Below are 16,920 nucleotides of genomic sequence, written 5' to 3' on the forward strand. Positions count from 1 at the left end.
AGCTGAACGACCAACCCCGCCCAAGCCCGCGGTCGCTGTCGTAATACAAATCATCATCGACGTGGGTGCTCTGGTACTTACGGGCAAACGCGATCGGCACGCCTTGATTGGGAATGACGACGTCGGTTTCCACGTGATACACGTGGCCATCGGCAGGGTTGACGGGGTCACCGATACCCGTGGTTTGGTTGGTGCGTACTTCGATAGGCGGGGTGCTGTCGGGCCGGACCGGCGTCACCGTGAGGCCGCCGTTGATATCGTCAACGATCGAGTCGCTAGAAATCTTAAATTCTTTACCGTTCGCACGATCTAAGTAATAGCCAAACCATAGGCTACCGCTGCCATCGGTGATCGAGATCAGATCTTGGGGACGCGGAATAATGGCTGAGATCAGTGTCCCGCCATTGGCAAATCCCTGCCGGATGCGGCCTACCGCGTTGTTGTAACCGGCTTCAGTCGAGTTCGGTTCGGGGTTCTGAAACGTGACTAGTGCATTTGCTTGAGACAACGACGTGACTTCGATGACTCCAGAACCATGGGAGTTAGCGATTTGGATCGCTTTGACCGTCGAGGCCGCAGACGCCGCATTGGTGATGTCTTCGATCACCTCGTGCTCGTAGCCACTGCTAATCCACGCCGCCGCACGCCGGTAGCCGGTGAGAAAAGATGTCGCGTTCTGCGCGCCAAACAAGTTTTCGTTGACATAAGTCTCCGTCACACCGATCAGTTGGGTGACCGCCGTGATGGCAGATTGATCAACCCACAGCTGATCGGGCAGGATACGGCTCTGCAACGTCTCCTCAATTTGATAACCGTCTTCGATGTCGGCGGTGACCGTCCCGAGCCCCAAGAAGGTGAGATTATCGACAAAGCCGAATAGGCCGGCGAGTTTGGCTTCCGCTTCCCGCGTCCTGAACTGATATTCGGTTTGGGTTAAATCGGCGAGCGCACCGATGATCGTGACATCTTCGTCTTCGGCGGTCCCGCTCAGATTCAGATCGCCCGTAACGCCGGGATCAAACGGAGATTCGAGTCGACGCGTCACCGCCTCGGTGTACTCGGCCCGCTTTCGGGCGATCGAATACACGCTGTCCTGCCCGGCGTCCACCCCGAACGTGACGAGTTGGTTGATCTGCCGAATGACATTGAGATTAGGCGAATAGGAAAATAAATCTTGTCCGTAGGCGGCGGGCGTGTAGGTTTTGACGATAAGGCGGTATTCGGATTGACCGCTCGCTAAATTGATCGGCTGGACGGGGGCGTAAACCTCTCCGTCGCGATAGAGGCGGATCGTGTGGCCGTTTGCAGTCGGCGTACTCTTGGTGACCCAAGCGTGTCGAGCGAACTCTTCGAGAGCGACGAAGCTGAAGCCGTCGTCGATGGCCTCGCGAAGCGTGTTGGGCGGGGTGGCGGACGTGGGGGCGATCTTGATCGCCACGCCATGGGCGAGCGACACCGGATCGAGGGTCTGCGGGTCCGCGTTCAAATCAACCCACAAATCCCGATCGCCGGACAGATACGCGTCAACGACCGTGTTCGCCGATACTGATAAGTTCGAGCCGGAGCGGACGCTCTGGAGTTGCACCGTATCGACGCGTGACCAATCGTGTAGGGGCGTGCCAAGGTCCGACACTGCCACGGGAATGATCGGGCCGTCGTACGAAACTTCGGCGACGGTACTGCCGGTGTAATTCGCCGCCAAGTGCCGGCGGACCTGATCGGCGTAGAAATCACTGGCATCGACAGGTCTTTCGCGATCCAAAAATCCGTCGTTGAGATTATTGCCGTCCCGATCAGAGTCATCGGCGTGATTGAAATCGTTTTCCTCAAACTTAAGCTCGCCGTCGACTCCCAGATCGTGATCTCGGTGGAGGTTACGAAGGAGCTCGTGTGCCTCACTAGCGAGATCTTTAAACTTCCACGAGGGGTCTAAAACCAGGGTCGCCCCATTCGGGGTAGGACGCCATTCGAGGTAAGCGTGGTTAAAAACAATGCTGTCGTCGTTTGCGAGCGACGGAAGATCGTCTTTGGGGGACATCAGTCCGAGCACATCCAACGCCGCTTCGGTATTTTGAACGCCCAACCAATGTTTCACGGCGGATGCCGGCGCATCGACCAGGCTGTAGCGCAAATGCAGATCGGTTCCGTACGTGAAGCCACTATGCTCTAAAAGTTCCTTGAGCAACAAAGCTGTATCAAAATCGTTGGCGCGACGAGTCTCAAGCACGGCTTGGGCGCTGCGTATAAACCCGTGATAGATATCCAATTCAACATTGTTCCGCACCCACTCGAACATCCGCGTCGGCAGGTAGTACAGCCGGCGAGCGAGGTCTTTCACCGGGTCGTTCTCGCCTTCTGCGTAGACCGCCAGGTCGGGATCGGCCGAGACGATGTCGAGCTGCACTAACGATCCCTTGAGCGCCTCCAGCGGGTTATTCGTGCCGTCTTCATTAGCCAAAGCCCGACCTGGCTCGGCGATCGGGTTGCCGTGCAAACGCAACTCTTGAAGGTCCGGCAGCCGATTCGACGCCAAGAGATCGGACGGCAGACTCGTGACCTCGTTGTAGAGCAGGTCCAGTGTCTCAACGCCGGTGGGTAGCCAATCCGCCAAGGCGGCCAGCCCGGCATCCGTGATGCCGGCCCCTTGAATCTGGACATAAGTCAGGTTGCCCAGGTCGTTTTTTACCGAGGGGCCTAGTTCCAGCGGTCCTCCCGCCGTATCGAAGCTCCGGGGCGCCAACACCAGGCGTTCCAGGTTGACCAACTGAGCCAGGCCTTCGAGGTCACCGATTTGGGCCGGGTCTCCATAGAGCTCGATGACTCGCGCCAGGTCGCCGGTTTGCAGCGGTCGATCGGCGTCCGTGAAGCCGAGGCTGTCGCGGATCGCGTCTTGAAGCCCTTGACTGATCTGTGTGGTCGGTATGGATGGATAAAGAGCGTTGACCGGCAGGCTGAAGCCGGCCGCGTACGTAACGCCGGCCGAAACGGTCTCAACGGTTACGTCGAGGACCGGGCTAATCCCAAAATCGATCGGCTGACCGGCGCGAAGCCGCAACGCAAACGGGGCGTCGGCATGCGTCACGACCTCAAAAAGATCCGCATCGGCACCACGGAGGACGAAGTCGCTCGGTGCGAAATCGGATCCAAGTTGGTGGGGCGTGATCGTGGCCACGATCTGCGCTACGGTCGAGGCCGTCTCGTCGATGGAAGTAACGTCCGGGTTAGCCGTGAGGTGCAGGGCGGGTTCGTATAGGGCCTCAAAAGCACCGATATCGACGGCCGGCCCGAGGACGCGCGGGTTGCCTCTCCCGCGTTGGTCGTACTCGAGCGGCGTGGCCCCGTCGGACTCAAGAGCCAAGCCCTCGCTCCCCGCGTTGATCGCGTCGCTGCCGGGCAGCAGAGCATGGGTCTTGAGCGGCGACCCGTTGGACGCCAGCGGAGCCAGCTTGGCGTCTGGATTGTCGGTTCCGCCCGGGACCCCCACCAAGTTGGTTGCGTTGTTGGGCGAAAAGGCTCCGGCTGCGGCGTAGCCGATTAAATTAAATGAGCTGTCCGGATCGATACGCCCGTCGGGAGGCCCCGGCTGGGTGTAATCGTAATAATCCAAATCCGCCATGATCACCGGGGACTGTCCGGCGTAGTTGTCCGTAACAATCGAGTTGTGCAACGTCACGACGCTCCACAGGCCCGCTTCGATTGCCTGGGCTTCGGATATCAAGGCCGGATCGGTTTCGTCGGCCAAGGCGTGATTGTTGGTAACGGTGACATTGCGCAGTGTTGTATTGGTCCGGAAGCCGCTGTAGATTCCGGCGGTCGCGCCGGTGGCGGTTCGGTTACCCGAAACCGTGGTGTTCACCACCACAAGATCACCCAAGCTGCTGCTGATACCGACGCCATCGTTTTCGACGATTGCTGAATTGGCGACTCGCAAATCGCCAAGGCTATGAATACCTCCCGTAGTATTATCGCTAATCAATAACTGATCTAATTCAACTTGATGATCGCCGTTCGCAGGCCTAATGTTTAATCCGTATGTTCCCCCACTCAGCTTCATTCGACTAAGCGTGAACTGAGAAGCGATACCCGCTCCATTACGCTGAGGCAAATCGAAAACCGCGTTTCCGCCGTCCCCCTGAATCGTCAGCAAGTCGGCCCCGGGGCCTTGTATCGTCACCCCGTCGGGGTCGTCGATCATCAAGGCTCCCTGGACTAATTGAATGGTCACCGGAGCCGTTCCGAACGCGGTCTCCGAAAACGTGATCGTGTCGGCACCGGGAGTCGCCGCAGCCTCGGCGATGGCGTCACGAAGCGTCTTGTGTTCGGCACCCGTGTTGTCGTCATCCCTGTCCGTGAGATCATCCACCACAATCGGCGTGGAGGAGAGCAGCATCCGGGGCTCGAGCGGCTCGAGTTTGCCGGCGTGCCGCGGGATCGAATATCGCGCCCGGTCACGCATCGCCTCTCGACGCGCATGCAAAAAAGACCAATGCTGAAGCAGTTTGCACCAACGCGGCATGATGTCTCCCGTGCGAAAGGACCCAGAAAAAATACCCGTCTACACAAGTTCTTGTAGTACACACGTGGGATACATGCAAGTAGGTTGAATACGTATTTGGATTTTTGATCGACACGATCTCTTGGTCACTCAGGCATGCTTACCGCAAGACGTGGCCCCATGACTCACCGCCACCCACCTCTATCACACCCCAACCCCAGTAGATTGATTTTTAACTTGATTTACAAGTGTTTTAGGCCGACAGGCGACGAGCATTCTGTGACCGAACCAGCCGTTTGTCACCCCAAAGATCCGGCGCATCGGTCCCATTCGAACGTAGAAAAACTGACGCAGAGATAGGTGCGCCGACGCCCTCGAACGACCCAAAGAAATCTAAAGCACCACAAGGCATTGGTCATATCACGTTGATAACTTCGCAGAAAATAGTTAACGAGACACCCTCTCGTAACTTTTTATAAGAAATATATGTCTTTGGTTCAGCCCATCTCGTCAAACCCGTTCACAAGCGGCTCAATGGACCGCCTCGCGAGAACTCGAAGCGGCGCCCCTTCGGGCCAGCACGGGCCAACCCAGACGTTCACGCGTTGAACATCGAGATGCAAGAAGCGAGCAGCAACCAAGAACACCGCAGTCACCGCGCCTCAACCTCGACCTCAAAGACACAACTAGGCCTGCTAACAAGAATTTTTACGCCGGGCGTTGACATAACAAGACGACTGGTCTATTCTAAAGCCATGAACACCACGGTTCCGAGTGAAAAAACGGATGTCCGTGAACGCATGATCGAGGTAGGCACCGACGTCATCGGCCAGAAGGGCTACCACGGCTGCGGGCTCAACGAAATCCTCAAGACCGCGGGCGTGCCGAAAGGTTCGTTCTACCACTACTTTAAGTCCAAGGAGGACTTTGGCGTGGCGATCGTGGAGGACTTTACCGCCCGCTACGGCCTCAAACTCACGCAGAAGCTCACCGACCGTCGCAAGCCGGCGATCGATCGACTGAGGTCGCATTTCCAGGATGCAGAAGGCTGGTACGACAAAAACGGCTTTGACCAGACTTGTCTGGTGGCCAAACTCGGCATGGACGTGGCTTCGATGAGCCCCGACATGCAAGAAGCCCTGAAATCCGGCATGGGGCACTGGAAATCAATCTTCGCCCGGTGTTTACGTGAAGCGCAAGAACATGGCGAAATCGCGGAATCCTGGGACCCGGACCTGCTTGCTTCGTTTCTGCTGGACGCCTGGGAGGGCGTGGCCGTGCAAACCCAGATTATGCGTAGCACACAGGCGATCCGCGACTTCATCGAGATGGTGTTTGACCACATGCTCGCAATCCGTTGATTTTTTTGCCCGGTAACTAGACGACTGGTCTAATTTTTAACAGGAAATTCATAAACCGCTCCGAGGACGACCCCATGAACTCTTTTCTTTCCGCCATTACGAGTCCTGCCGCCCTAGCCAACAATGAAAATCGGGAGACGATCGAGCGTCAATTGGCCCGGGCGCGGCACGCTCAGCTCCTCGCCGCGATAGACGGTCGACTGCACGACTCGGCCGAGCACGCCGAACGGGCTTCAACGCTACGGCGAGCGCTGGATCGGCTTGGCGCGTCAGGCAACGGCACTCGCATCGGACGGATGGTCCAAGCCGCGATCATCGGCGGGGGCCTGCTGCTCGGTGCCAGTTTCGGTGCGGCCGAAGCGCAAACCGCGGGGACTCCCGTGAGGATCGCCGCGGCGATCCAAGAAACGGTGGCCGAACACCAACGCGTGACCGGCAGCCTCCAGGCGATTTCGCGCTCTTCGGTGGCGGCTGAAGAAGCGGGCGCGATCGCCGAAGTCATGGTGGACGAAGGCCACGCCGTGACGGCCGGCCAGCGTATCGCCGCGATCGACGACGCCCGACACCGCGCTCACCTGGCCGAGACACAGGCCGAACTGCTCGCTCGCCAAGCAATCACCATGGAACGGCAGGCCGAACTCGCGCAAGCCCAAAGCGACCTCGAGCAGCTGGAAGCCCTGGCCGAACGTGACGCAACCACGCAACGCGAACTACGCGACGGCCAGACCGCGGTCCGAGTGGCCGAAGCGCGGCTCGAGTCTGCCCGGCTCCAAGCCGACGCGGCGGAGCGTCTTAGCGAACTGGCGCAGATCCAACTCGACGACTTAAGCATCCTCGCGCCGTTCGATGGCCGCGTGGTGGCCCGCCACGTGGAGCCCGGCGAATGGGTGGACCCCGGCGACGCGATCGTGACGCTGGTGTCGTCCGGAAACATCGAAGCCCGGCTCGAGGTGCCCGAACGCTTCGCCGCGGCGCTGAGCGAAGCCGGCGACGACGCCCGCATCCGCCTCGAGACGCCCACCGGCTCGGTCACCACGGCCGCGATCCGGGCCGTGCCCGAGGTGGACGCGCGGGCTCGCACGTTCCCCGTGTTGGTGGCGTTCGCCAACGACGGCGAGCGCCTGAGCCCCGGCATGTCGGTGACGGCGTGGGTGCCGTCGGGTGCCGCGCGACCGCACATCACCGTGCCCCGCGACGCCGTGATTCGTTCCGCCCGCGGCGCCCACGTGTTCGTGGTGGAGACCGGCGATGGGGAAGAGCAGGCCGTGCGAAACGACGTGCGGATCCTCTTCGAGACCGAGGGCCGGGTGGCGCTCGCCGCGGGTGATCTGAGCGCAGGCGACCGGGTGGTGATTGAGGGCAACGAGCGCCTGCGGACCGAGACGACCGTGACCATCCTCAACCCCGACGTGGCCGACGACGACGCCCGGCTGGCGCTGGGCGAGTGATTTCGAGATGACAGGTCCCGCTTCACCGGACGCTGCCCGCTTCAACTTTAAACCGCAAGGAAACCCAGCCATGCCGACGCATCTTTTCTCGACTTCAACCACGCTCGCCCTCGCCACCGCCTTCGGCACCCTGGCCGGCGCGTTGAGCGCCCACGCCCAAGCGCCCAAACCCCAAATGACTTCTTCGCCGACGGTCGATCCGCTGGCCTCGATGAAGATCGACCACGTGATGGTTCACGCGGCCGACTTCGAGACCAGCGACCGCTGGTATCGGGAGACCCTCGGCTTTGAGCCCGTGGTGGAGTGGACCGTAGACGGGCTCGACGGCACGCGGCTCTCGTACCTCGAACGCAACGGCTTCCTGATCGAGCTGGTATCCGCGCCGACCGGCGACCAAACCGCCGCCCTGCCAACCCCTGCCGACTTTGCGGAGCACTTCGCCCAACGGGGCTTCACGCACCTGTGCTTCCTCGTGGACGACGTGGACGCCACGCTCACCGAACTGGCCCAGCGTGGGACGCCTACCTTTTCCGGCCCGATCGATTTTCCGGCCCTGGGCGTGCGGGTGGGCTTCATCCAAGACCCGGACGGCAACGTCATCGAATTCAAGGGCCCGATGGCCGGGAACAACGTGCTGGCCGGGAAGGCCGATTGGAAGCAGCCGAAAGACCCACCGATGAGCGACGAAGCGAAGGTGCGGGCGATCCTGGATCAATGGATCGAGGGTTGGAGCCCCGGCGACGCCGCATGGCGTAGCGAGCCGATGCGTCCGCTGTACGCCGCGGGCGACGATGCGGTGACGGTGTTCGACAACGTGGCCGGCGGTGTGATCGAGCTCGACAACTTCGATCAGTACGCGGCGCAATGGGAGCCGATGATGGCGTCGATGCGCGGCTTCCGCATAGTGCTCGAACGTCCGGCCGAGGTCTCTCTCGACGGCGACCTGGCGGTGGCGAGCTTTGTGTTCTCCGGCGGCGAAGACCAAGCCTACGAAGACGCGTTCCGCATCCGCCAATTCGGCACGATCGTGATGCGGCGCACCGGCGACGGCTGGAAGATCATCCACGAACATCTCACGTCCGACGCGAATCCCGAGCCGATGCCCTGATGCCCGGCATGAGTCATGCCTACGTTCCCCCGATCGACTTCGATTTTCTAACGCTTTGGAGTACTCCTGATGCCTAGCGAAACATTTCCCCACGTTGCAAAAACCGCGTTGATCACCGGGTCTTCCCGAGGCCTGGGCAAGGCCGCCGCGACGCGATTGGCCGCCGACGGGTTTCGCGTGGCCATCCACTACGCCCGGAACCAGCAAGCCGCCGAAGCCGTGGCACAGGAGATCAGCGGGTCGACCGTGGTCGGAGGCGACCTGAGTTCGTTGGCCGGGATCGACGCGATGTTCGAGCAACTAGACGCGGCGTGGGGGCACGACGGCCAGCCGTATCTAGGCGTGCTGGTGAACAACGCCGGGGTGAACGCCGAGGTGACGTTCGCCGACACCACGGAAGAGCAGTTCGATCGGCTTTACAACCTCAACGTCAAAGGCGCGTTCTTCACCGCCCAACGAGCGGCCCAACGGATGCTCGATGGTGGAAGGATCATCAACCTGTCGACCGGCCTGACCCGCTTCTCGATGCCGCAGTACACGGCCTACGCGTCCACCAAGGGGGCGATCGACGTGTTCACCCAACACCTGGCGAAAGACCTCGGGCGACGCGGCATCACGGTCAATAGCATCGCGCCCGGTGCGACCGAAACCGACATGAACGAATGGCTGAACGACCCCCAGGTGCAGGCACACATCTCGGGGCTGACCGCTCTGGGCCGGCCGGGGCGTCCCGACGACATCGCCGATGCCATTGCGTTTTTGGCCTCGGACGATTCGCGCTGGGTGACCGGGCAGCGCATCGAAGCCAGCGGCGGCATGAACTTGTGACCCGCCCGACGCCGTCGCGGGCGGCCTGATCACGACCCGTGACGCTTCTATCGAACGTCATCACTCCGACCGAGAGAGCCTCATGAACCGCCTTATCGAACTCGCCGTGAAGCAGCCGATCACCGTGTCCGTGGGCGTGATCCTCGCGGTCATGGCCGGGGTGATCGCGATGACCTCCGTGCCGATCCAGATGTCGCCGGCGGTGGACTCGGTGGTGATCTCCGTGACCACGGATTGGGAGAACGCGTCGGCGGCGGAGATCGAGTCCGACGTGGTGGAACAGCAGGAGCGTTTCCTTGGCGAAGTGTCGAACCTCGTGTCGATGACCAGCGTGAGCCAGTCGGGCAGCGGGCAAGTGCGGCTGGAGTTTGCGACCGGAACCGATATCAACGAGGCGCTGGCCGAGGTGGACCAGAAGCTCTCCGAGGTGCCCGGCTACCCCGAGGGCGTGGACGAACCGGCGCTCGAAGGCATCGATCCCGAGTCGGTGGACTACATGGCCTGGATCGGGCTCTCGGCCACCGACCCGGATTTCGACACGACCACGATGTACGACTTTATGGAGCGGCGTCTCAAGCAGCGCTTCGAGCGCATCCCCGGTGTGCTTGAGGTGGGCATCCGCGGCGGCCGGGAGTCGGAGGTGCAGGTGCGGCTGAACCCGGTGGCGCTGGCGCAGCGCGGCATCACGTATCGGGAGTTGATGACCGCCATCGAGCGGACCAACGAAAACTTTTCCGGCGGTCGGCTCGCGGACGGCAAGAACGACCTGCGGGTCCGATCGGTGGGCCGGTTCGAGGACGTGGAAGAAGTAGCGAGCACGGTGATCCGCCGCGACGAGGCCGGGCCGGTGTACGTCCGTGACGTGGCCGAGGTGGCGCTTTCCTACAAGGAGCCGACCGACTGGGTGAAGGCCCGCGGCGTGCTGATGCCGTTCTTCAACTTCCAGATGGCCCCGGGCGGAAACATGCTCGAGACCATGGCCGGCATTCAGGAAGAGGTGCGGCTGCTCAACCAACCCGGCGGCCTGCTCGAACAGGAAGCGAAGCGCCAGGGCATCGACGGCACGCTCGAACTGGTGCAGACCTGGGATAGCTCGACCTACGTGAAGGACGCGATCGCGTTGGTGCAGGGCAACATCCTGGTGGGCGGGACGTTGGCGGTGATCACGCTGCTGCTGTTCCTGCGGTCGCTGCGGACGATCGGCATCATCGCGGTGGCGATCCCGATCTCGGTGATCGCGTCGATGGTGGTGATGGTGGCGATGGGCCGGTCGATCAACATCATCTCGCTGGCGGGCATGGCGTTCGCCGTGGGGATGGTGGTGGACAACGCGATCGTGGTGATCGAAAACATCTTCCGTCACCTGGAGATGGGCAAGACGCCGCGCAAAGCCGCGACCGACGGCGCGAAGGAAGTGGCCGGCGCGGTGTTGGCCTCGACGGCGACGACGCTGGTGGTGTTCTTCCCAATCCTGCTGATCCAGGAGCAGGCGGGGCAGCTCTTCCGAGACATCGCGATCGCGATCATGGCGGCGGTGGCCCTTTCGCTGATCGTGTCGCTGACGGTGATCCCGTCGGCGGCGGCGCGGCTGCTCAAGCCGAAGGTCCGGCCGGATGAAGACGAAGCCGTGACAACCTCGCCGCCGCGGACGGGCCTCGGCCGAGCGTTCGCGGCCGTGAAAACCAAGTTCCAAAACGCTTCTCGCGCCGCGGGTCGGTTCCCGGAATTAGTGGGAGCGATGATCCACGGGCTGATCGGCACGTGGCCGCGGCGCTTGGCGATCATCGCGGCGTTCGGCTCGGTGACGAGCGTGGGCACGTATCTCTTGCTGCCGCCGATGGACTACCTGCCACGCGGCAACCGCAACTTGGCGTTCAACGTGATGGTGCCCCCGCCGGGGTACACGCTGGATCAACTCCGCGAAATGGGCGAGCGCATCCAAGAAACCGTGCAGCCCGCGTGGGAGGCGACCGAAGACAAGTTCGTGGCCGAGTCCCTGATCCGCGGCGAGCGATCGGAGGGTACGGGGCGGACGTTCATGATCCCGGCCGGTGATCCGGACGACCCTGATTTGCAGGTGGAAGCGCCGATGCTCGATCATCACTTCATGGTGGCCTTCGACGGCCGGCTGTTCCAAGCGGGCATCCCGCGCGACCCGAGCAAGGTGGTGGACACGGTGCCGCTGCTCAACCACGCCTCGCGGCAGGAGGTGACGAGCGGCGACGTGTTCGGGTTCACGTTCCAGTTCCCGCTGTTCCGCACCGGCGGCACGACGGGCTCAGCGATCAAGATCGATCTGGCCGGCGAAGACCTCGACCAAGTGTCCGACGCGGGGGCGGCGCTGTTCGTGCGGCTCTTCGATGAATACGGCCCAGGAACGGTCACGCCCGAGCCGGTGAACTTCATGCTGCCTACGCCCGAGCTGCGCATCAAGCCAAACGACGAACGCATCCGCGACCTGGGCCTGACCCGCAGCGACGTGGGGCTGGCCGTGGCGATCAACGGCGACGGCTATGTGATGCCCCGGCAGTTCCAGATGAGCGGCGAGCTCAAGGACATCAAGCTCATCACTCAGGACGCGCTGACCGCCGACGCCCCGATCGACGCGATGCTCAACGCCCCGATCGCGGCACCCACGGGCCACGTGCTGGACCTGCGTTCGCTGGCGTCGGTGGATCACGTGCGCGAGGCCGACCAGATCAAGCACGCGAACCGCACCCGGGCCGTGACCCTGCAGTTCACACCGCCCCCGACCGTGCCGCTGTCCGACGCGATCGCGCGGGTGGACGAACTGGTGGACGAGCTACGCGGCACCGGCGAGATCGCGCCGGGCATCGAGGTGTCGCAGGCGGGCTCGGCCGGGGCGCTCAACGACATCCGCGCCGCGCTGCTGGGCGACGGCACGTTGCTGGGCACGATGGGCAGCTCGCTGTTCCTCGCGTTTGCGATCGTGTACCTGGTGATGGTGGTGCTGTTCCAGAGCTGGACGTACCCGTTGGTGATCATGGTGAGCGTGCCGCTCGCCACGTTCGGCGGGTTCTTGGGCTTGGCCATCGTGCACGAATGGTCGGTCGCCGACCGGTACATGCCCGTGCAGAACCTCGACGTGCTGACGATCCTGGGCTTCGTGATCCTGGCCGGCGTGGTGGTGAACAACGCGATCCTGCTGGTGCACCAGTCGCTGAACTACCTGCGGGGCAAGGCCGACGAGGCCGACTGCTGCGACCCGCTGCCGGCGCGCGAAGCGATCGCCCGCGCGACCGCCAGCCGCGTCCGGCCGATCATGATGAGCACGCTGACCTCGGTGGGCGGGATGTTGCCGCTCGTGCTGCTGCCCGGCTCGGGCTCGGAGCTGTACCGCGGTCTGGGCGCCGTGGTGGTGGGCGGGCTGCTGATTTCGACGGTGTTCACGCTGGTGTTGGTGCCGGTGATCCTCAGCGCGGTGTTTGAGCTTCGATCGCTGGTCAGTCGGCACCAAGGAAGCGCGGCGATGGCTGCGACGGCCTAACGGTGTCGCCTGCCATCGGTTGTTTAGACCGAGATGCCACCTGCAGTGAATGAATCGCATCGCATCGGCAGGTCGGTGTTGCCAACCGGCTTCGGATCTGCTTTCTTGATCGCGCGTTGATTCAGCCTGCGGTCACGATCATTTCCGACGCACCGCGCGCGGCGTCCAACAACCGCTTGACCGTTCGCCGGTCTAGGTCCATGACGCGTGCCGCTTCCGCGTAGGTACCCGACTTCTCGTAGACCCGCTGCGCATACCGGCTCAACACCGACTCCGCCGTCGCGTCCGCCCGTTCGAACAGCCCGTCCCAGTCTTTGGCCACGCGCTTCGGGCTCTTTTCTTGACAGAACGGCACGTAGTCTCGCCGGATCAGGTGGGCACGGACGCATTGCTCCAGCTCTCTCACGTTGCCCGGCCAAGCATACGCGCGGCCGTAGCTGCGGTGTACGCAGTCCAACGCCCGCTGCGTCAACGCCTCGGCATCGGGCGAGTCGCCAGCGGCCTGCGTCGCGAGGAAACGCACCAGGTCCTGCAGATCGTCCGGCCGACCATCCAGCACTTCGCGCAGGCTCGGGGTCCTCACCACATCGGCACACAACCGGTAATAGAAGTCTGTGCGGAAGCCGCCGTCGGCCATCATGCCCGGCAGGTCGCGGTGCGTCGCGGCGATCAGCTTGCCGGCGAACGTCCGGCTGCGGGTTTCGCCGACACGGCTGAATGTGCGGGTCTGCAGCACCCGCAGCAGCTTGACCTGGACGGCCGGGTCGAGCTCCCCGATCTCGTCGAGGAACACCGCGCCGCGCGGCGGGCAGGCTTCGAGGTAGCCGGTGTGGTCGCAGACGGCGCCGGTGAACGCGCCGCGGACGTGCCCGAACAGCTCCGACTCGATCAGCGGCGTGGGCAGCGCGGCGGGGTTGAGCGCGAAGAAGCCGCCATCGATCTTTTCCGTGAAGCGGCGGGTATCCGCGTCGAAGGCGATGTATCGCGACCGGCCGATCGCGCCGGCGACGAGTTCCTTGCCCGTGCCGGTGGGGCCGACGATGAGCGTGGGGAAGCCGTCCATCTTGCGGTACAACCCGCGGTAGTAAGCCCGCAGGTCGGCGGTGAAGACCGACTCCCAACACCGCGCCCGCAGCGACGCGAGGCACGGCGAGCGCCCGACGATCGCCGTAAAGATCGCGTCGAACGCGCGACGGATCTGGAAGAAGCAGGCGAGCACATGGGCCGGCTCGTAGTCGGTGACCAGCGGCGCCCCCGCCGGCCGCAGCAGGTGATCGAACTCGGCCTCGAACGCCGGCCACCACTTGACCGTCGTGCCGCGCCCCTGCCCCCGCCCCGCCGCCGCGGTGCGATAGAGCTGCTCGAGCCGGTCGCGATAACGGTCGTAAAGCAGGTACAGCGTTGCGTCCTCATAGGCAGCCAAATCCGCGGGAGAGGGCTTGGCCCCCTCCGCGAGCTTGGCCCGCGCTCGCGATAGCGCGGGTGCCAACCGATCCGCCAATTCGCGTAGCTCCGGCCGACCCTCCGGGCTGCCCGCGTCAAGCGACCACACCGCCGAGCCCGCCGGGCCGTCCCGCCCCAAAGCGCGCCGCTCTGCGTCGATCCGCCGCGGCTCGAACGGGTTGCAGAACGCCAGTTCGGCGACGGCTCCGACCAGATTGCGCTGCGACGCGTCGAAAAAACTCATACATCAAATGTACATCAACCCGATCATCAGATGTTCAAAGCTTCGCCACAGATACATACGCCCATCTACGATCCCAGTCGCAAATCCAGTCTCTGAAACGGCTTTCGTTCAGTCCGCCGCTTCGGCACGGCCTTCGCATTGAAGGGAGAAGCCGGCCGAGGGTGCCGGCCCGCTCTTATCCAGGGAGGTTTCCATGCCGCGCGTCCGTCTCTTGTCTCGCCTCGTCCCCGCCGTGCTGGCGCTGCTGTGCCTGCTGCCCACCATGCCGATTCGTGCGGCCGGGCTGCTCGTCGCGGACGGCCCGTTCGGCGGCGTGCTCGAGCAGGTTGAGCACGACGTCACGGTCACGATCAACAACGGCATCGCCGTCACGCAGGTCGACCAGGTCTTCCTCAACACCGAAGACCGCACCGTCGAGGCGCTCTACACCTTCCCCGTGCCCGAGGGCGCGTCGGTCGCCAACTTCAGTATGTGGATCAACGGTCAGGAGATGATTGGCGAGGTGTTGGAAAAGCAGCGCGCCCGCGAGGTTTATGAAAGCTACCGGCGGCAGCCCAGGCCCAAGGACCCGGGGCTGCTCGAACAGGTCGACTACAAGACGTTCGAGCTGCGCATCTTCCCGATCTTCGCGAACGCCGAGCAGCGCATCCGCATCACGTACTACCAGAAGCTGGACACGGACCACGACTGGGCGGACTACATCTACCCGCTATCGACGACGACGCGGCGCGACGTGGACAGCACGGTGACCGGCCGGTTCTCGCTGACAATGCGGGTGCTCTCCGAGATCCCGATCACCGGGATGGAGAGCCCCAGCCACGCGGACGACTTCGTGTTCACGCGCCGCAACGACCGCTTCCACGAGGCGTCGCTGGAATTGACCGGCGGCCGCGGCGCGGTGGACCGCGACGTCGTGCTGGCGTACCAGACCCAACGCGCACGGACGGGCCTCGACCTGATCACGTCCCGCCCCGACGGCGAGGACGGCTACTTCATGCTCACGCTCACGCCCGGCCAGGAACTGGCAAAGCTGGACACGGGCATGGACTACGTGTTCGTGCTCGACGTGTCGGGCTCGATGCGTCACGATCAGAAGCTGCGGCTGTCCGCGGCGTCGCTGGGCAAGTTCATCGAGGCGCTCGGGCCGGACGACCGGTTCGAGGTCATGGCGTTCAACACGGTGCCGACCACGCTGTTCGGCGACCTGACCGCGTCGAGCGACGACGCGCTGGCCCGGGCTCGCGAATTCCTGAACGGCCGCGACGCCCGCGGCGGCACCGAACTGCGCCCCGCGATCGAGGCGGCGATGCGTTACGGGCAGCCCGACCGGCCGCTGAACGTGGTCGTGCTCTCGGACGGCCTGACCGAGCAGCGCGACCAGGCGACGCTGCTGGCCGCCGCCCGTCAACGTCCGGCCCACGCGCGGCTGTTCACCATCGGCGTGGGCAACGACGTGAACCGGCCGATGCTCGAACAGCTCGCGCAACGCAGCGGCGGGCTGGCAGACTTCCTCTCGCGCGGTGACGACTTCGAGCGTCGGGCCGAGGCGTTCCGCCGCAAACTCACCCGCCCCGCCGCGACCGACCTGGCGATCCGCATCGCCGGGGTCGACACGTACGACGTCGAGCCGGCGGTGCTGCCCAGCCTGTACCACGGCGCGCCGCTGCGGGTCTTCGGGCGTTACCGCGGCAGCGGCGAGGCGACCGTCACCGTCGACGCGACCATCGCCGGCCGGGCCGTCGTGCGGGACACGACGCTGATTTTCCCCGACCGCAACAACGACCGCGCGACGCAGAACCCCGAGATCGAGCGCATGTGGGCGCTGCAGCGCGTCGACACGCTGCTCAAGGACGCCGACGCCAGCGGCGTGCGCGACCGGCCCGTGATCGAAGAGATCGTCCGGCTCGGCGAGGCGTATTCGATCGTCACGGAGTACACCTCGTTCATCGTGTTGGAAAACGACGGCGAGTATCAACGATGGAACATCGACCGGCGGAACGCACTGCGGGTGGCGCGGGACCGGGAACGCCGGGCCGAACTGAACGCCGAACTGGAAGCGATGCGTGAGGCGTCGATGGCGGAGTTAGGGCCGACGCGGCTCGCGTCCAACTCGAGCGGAAAGCCGGATCAGGCCCGAATCGAGCGCGAACCGATCGTTCGTGTTGAGACGGACGCGCCCGGCCGGCCGCCCTCCAACGGCGGTGACCTCGACTGGTTCGGCGGCGGAGGCGGCGGGGGTGCCATCGATCCGCTGTCCGCGGTCGTCGGGCTGACGCTGCTGGGCGGCGGCGTGATAGTTCGCCGTGTGCGGAAGCGGGAGGCTTCATGACCCTTGACCTCCGAACGATCGTTCGGAACTCCGCGGCGGGGGGGGGGGCGCGGGGCCCCCGCCCGGGGACCCCCCCCCCCCCGTTTGGTGGGGGGGGGGGCGGCCGCACCACACAAGGGGTGGGGGTTTGGGGGCGCCGCCACCGGGGGGGGGGGG

The 16,920-nt window shown here is 63.8% G+C and carries 8 protein-coding genes; 6 read left to right on the plus strand and 2 right to left on the minus strand.

Features of this window, described 5'->3' with window-relative positions; all coding sequences use genetic code 11:
• A partial coding sequence (locus AAGD32_16280) for a choice-of-anchor Q domain-containing protein (protein MEM8875805.1) occupies positions 1 to 4,456 on the minus strand: 4,456 nt, incomplete at its 3' end.
• Positions 4,457 to 5,250: 794 nt separating this feature from the next.
• On the opposite strand from AAGD32_16280, the gene AAGD32_16285 reads away from it, so the two are divergent.
• The 5 genes from AAGD32_16285 (at position 5,251) to AAGD32_16305 (ending at position 12,748) form a co-directional block, all read left to right on the plus strand.
• The gene (locus tag AAGD32_16285; protein MEM8875806.1) at positions 5,251 to 5,856 is read left to right on the plus strand and encodes a TetR family transcriptional regulator C-terminal domain-containing protein; all 606 of its coding nucleotides are present in this window, start codon (positions 5,251 to 5,253) and stop codon (positions 5,854 to 5,856) included.
• A 74-nt stretch (positions 5,857 to 5,930) separates the two neighbouring features.
• Complete coding sequence (locus tag AAGD32_16290) at positions 5,931 to 7,304, plus strand: efflux RND transporter periplasmic adaptor subunit (GenBank protein MEM8875807.1); 1,374 nt, start codon at positions 5,931 to 5,933, stop codon at positions 7,302 to 7,304.
• Positions 7,305 to 7,374: 70 nt separating this feature from the next.
• Positions 7,375 to 8,412 carry a VOC family protein gene (locus AAGD32_16295; protein ID MEM8875808.1) on the plus strand — a complete coding sequence of 346 codons (1,038 nt, stop codon included), beginning with the start codon at positions 7,375 to 7,377 and terminating at the stop codon, positions 8,410 to 8,412.
• 69 nt (positions 8,413 to 8,481) lie between these two features.
• Positions 8,482 to 9,240, plus strand: coding sequence for an SDR family oxidoreductase (locus AAGD32_16300; GenBank protein MEM8875809.1), 759 nt, complete (start codon positions 8,482 to 8,484; stop codon positions 9,238 to 9,240).
• 82 nt (positions 9,241 to 9,322) lie between these two features.
• The gene (locus AAGD32_16305; GenBank protein MEM8875810.1) at positions 9,323 to 12,748 is read left to right on the plus strand and encodes an efflux RND transporter permease subunit; all 3,426 of its coding nucleotides are present in this window, start codon (positions 9,323 to 9,325) and stop codon (positions 12,746 to 12,748) included.
• Between the two features lie 121 nt (positions 12,749 to 12,869).
• Here AAGD32_16305 and AAGD32_16310 read toward each other — a convergent pair whose 3' ends face one another.
• Complete coding sequence (locus AAGD32_16310; protein ID MEM8875811.1) at positions 12,870 to 14,435, minus strand: sigma 54-interacting transcriptional regulator; 1,566 nt, start codon at positions 14,433 to 14,435, stop codon at positions 12,870 to 12,872.
• A 193-nt stretch (positions 14,436 to 14,628) separates the two neighbouring features.
• Between AAGD32_16310 and AAGD32_16315 the strand changes: the two genes are divergently transcribed.
• Positions 14,629 to 16,764: a VIT domain-containing protein gene (locus AAGD32_16315; GenBank protein MEM8875812.1), complete on the plus strand. Its 2,136-nt coding sequence runs from the start codon at positions 14,629 to 14,631 to the stop codon at positions 16,762 to 16,764.
• Positions 16,765 to 16,920: the final 156 nt, after the last annotated feature.

The sequence above is a fragment of the Planctomycetota bacterium genome (assembly GCA_039182125.1).
Classification (GTDB): domain Bacteria; phylum Planctomycetota; class Phycisphaerae; order Tepidisphaerales; family Tepidisphaeraceae; genus JBCDCH01.

Bases quoted from the DNA above. Each gene is read 5' to 3' on its own strand.
- AAGD32_16285 (MEM8875806.1), top strand. From the start codon at position 5,251: ATGAACACCACGGTTCCGAGTGAAAAAACGGATGTCCGTGAACGCATG.
- AAGD32_16290 (MEM8875807.1), top strand. From the start codon at position 5,931: ATGAACTCTTTTCTTTCCGCCATTACGAGTCCTGCCGCCCTAGCCAAC.
- AAGD32_16295 (MEM8875808.1), top strand. From the start codon at position 7,375: ATGCCGACGCATCTTTTCTCGACTTCAACCACGCTCGCCCTCGCCACC.
- AAGD32_16300 (MEM8875809.1), top strand. From the start codon at position 8,482: ATGCCTAGCGAAACATTTCCCCACGTTGCAAAAACCGCGTTGATCACC.
- AAGD32_16305 (MEM8875810.1), top strand. From the start codon at position 9,323: ATGAACCGCCTTATCGAACTCGCCGTGAAGCAGCCGATCACCGTGTCC.
- AAGD32_16310 (MEM8875811.1), bottom strand. From the start codon at position 14,435: ATGAGTTTTTTCGACGCGTCGCAGCGCAATCTGGTCGGAGCCGTCGCC.
- AAGD32_16315 (MEM8875812.1), top strand. From the start codon at position 14,629: ATGCCGCGCGTCCGTCTCTTGTCTCGCCTCGTCCCCGCCGTGCTGGCG.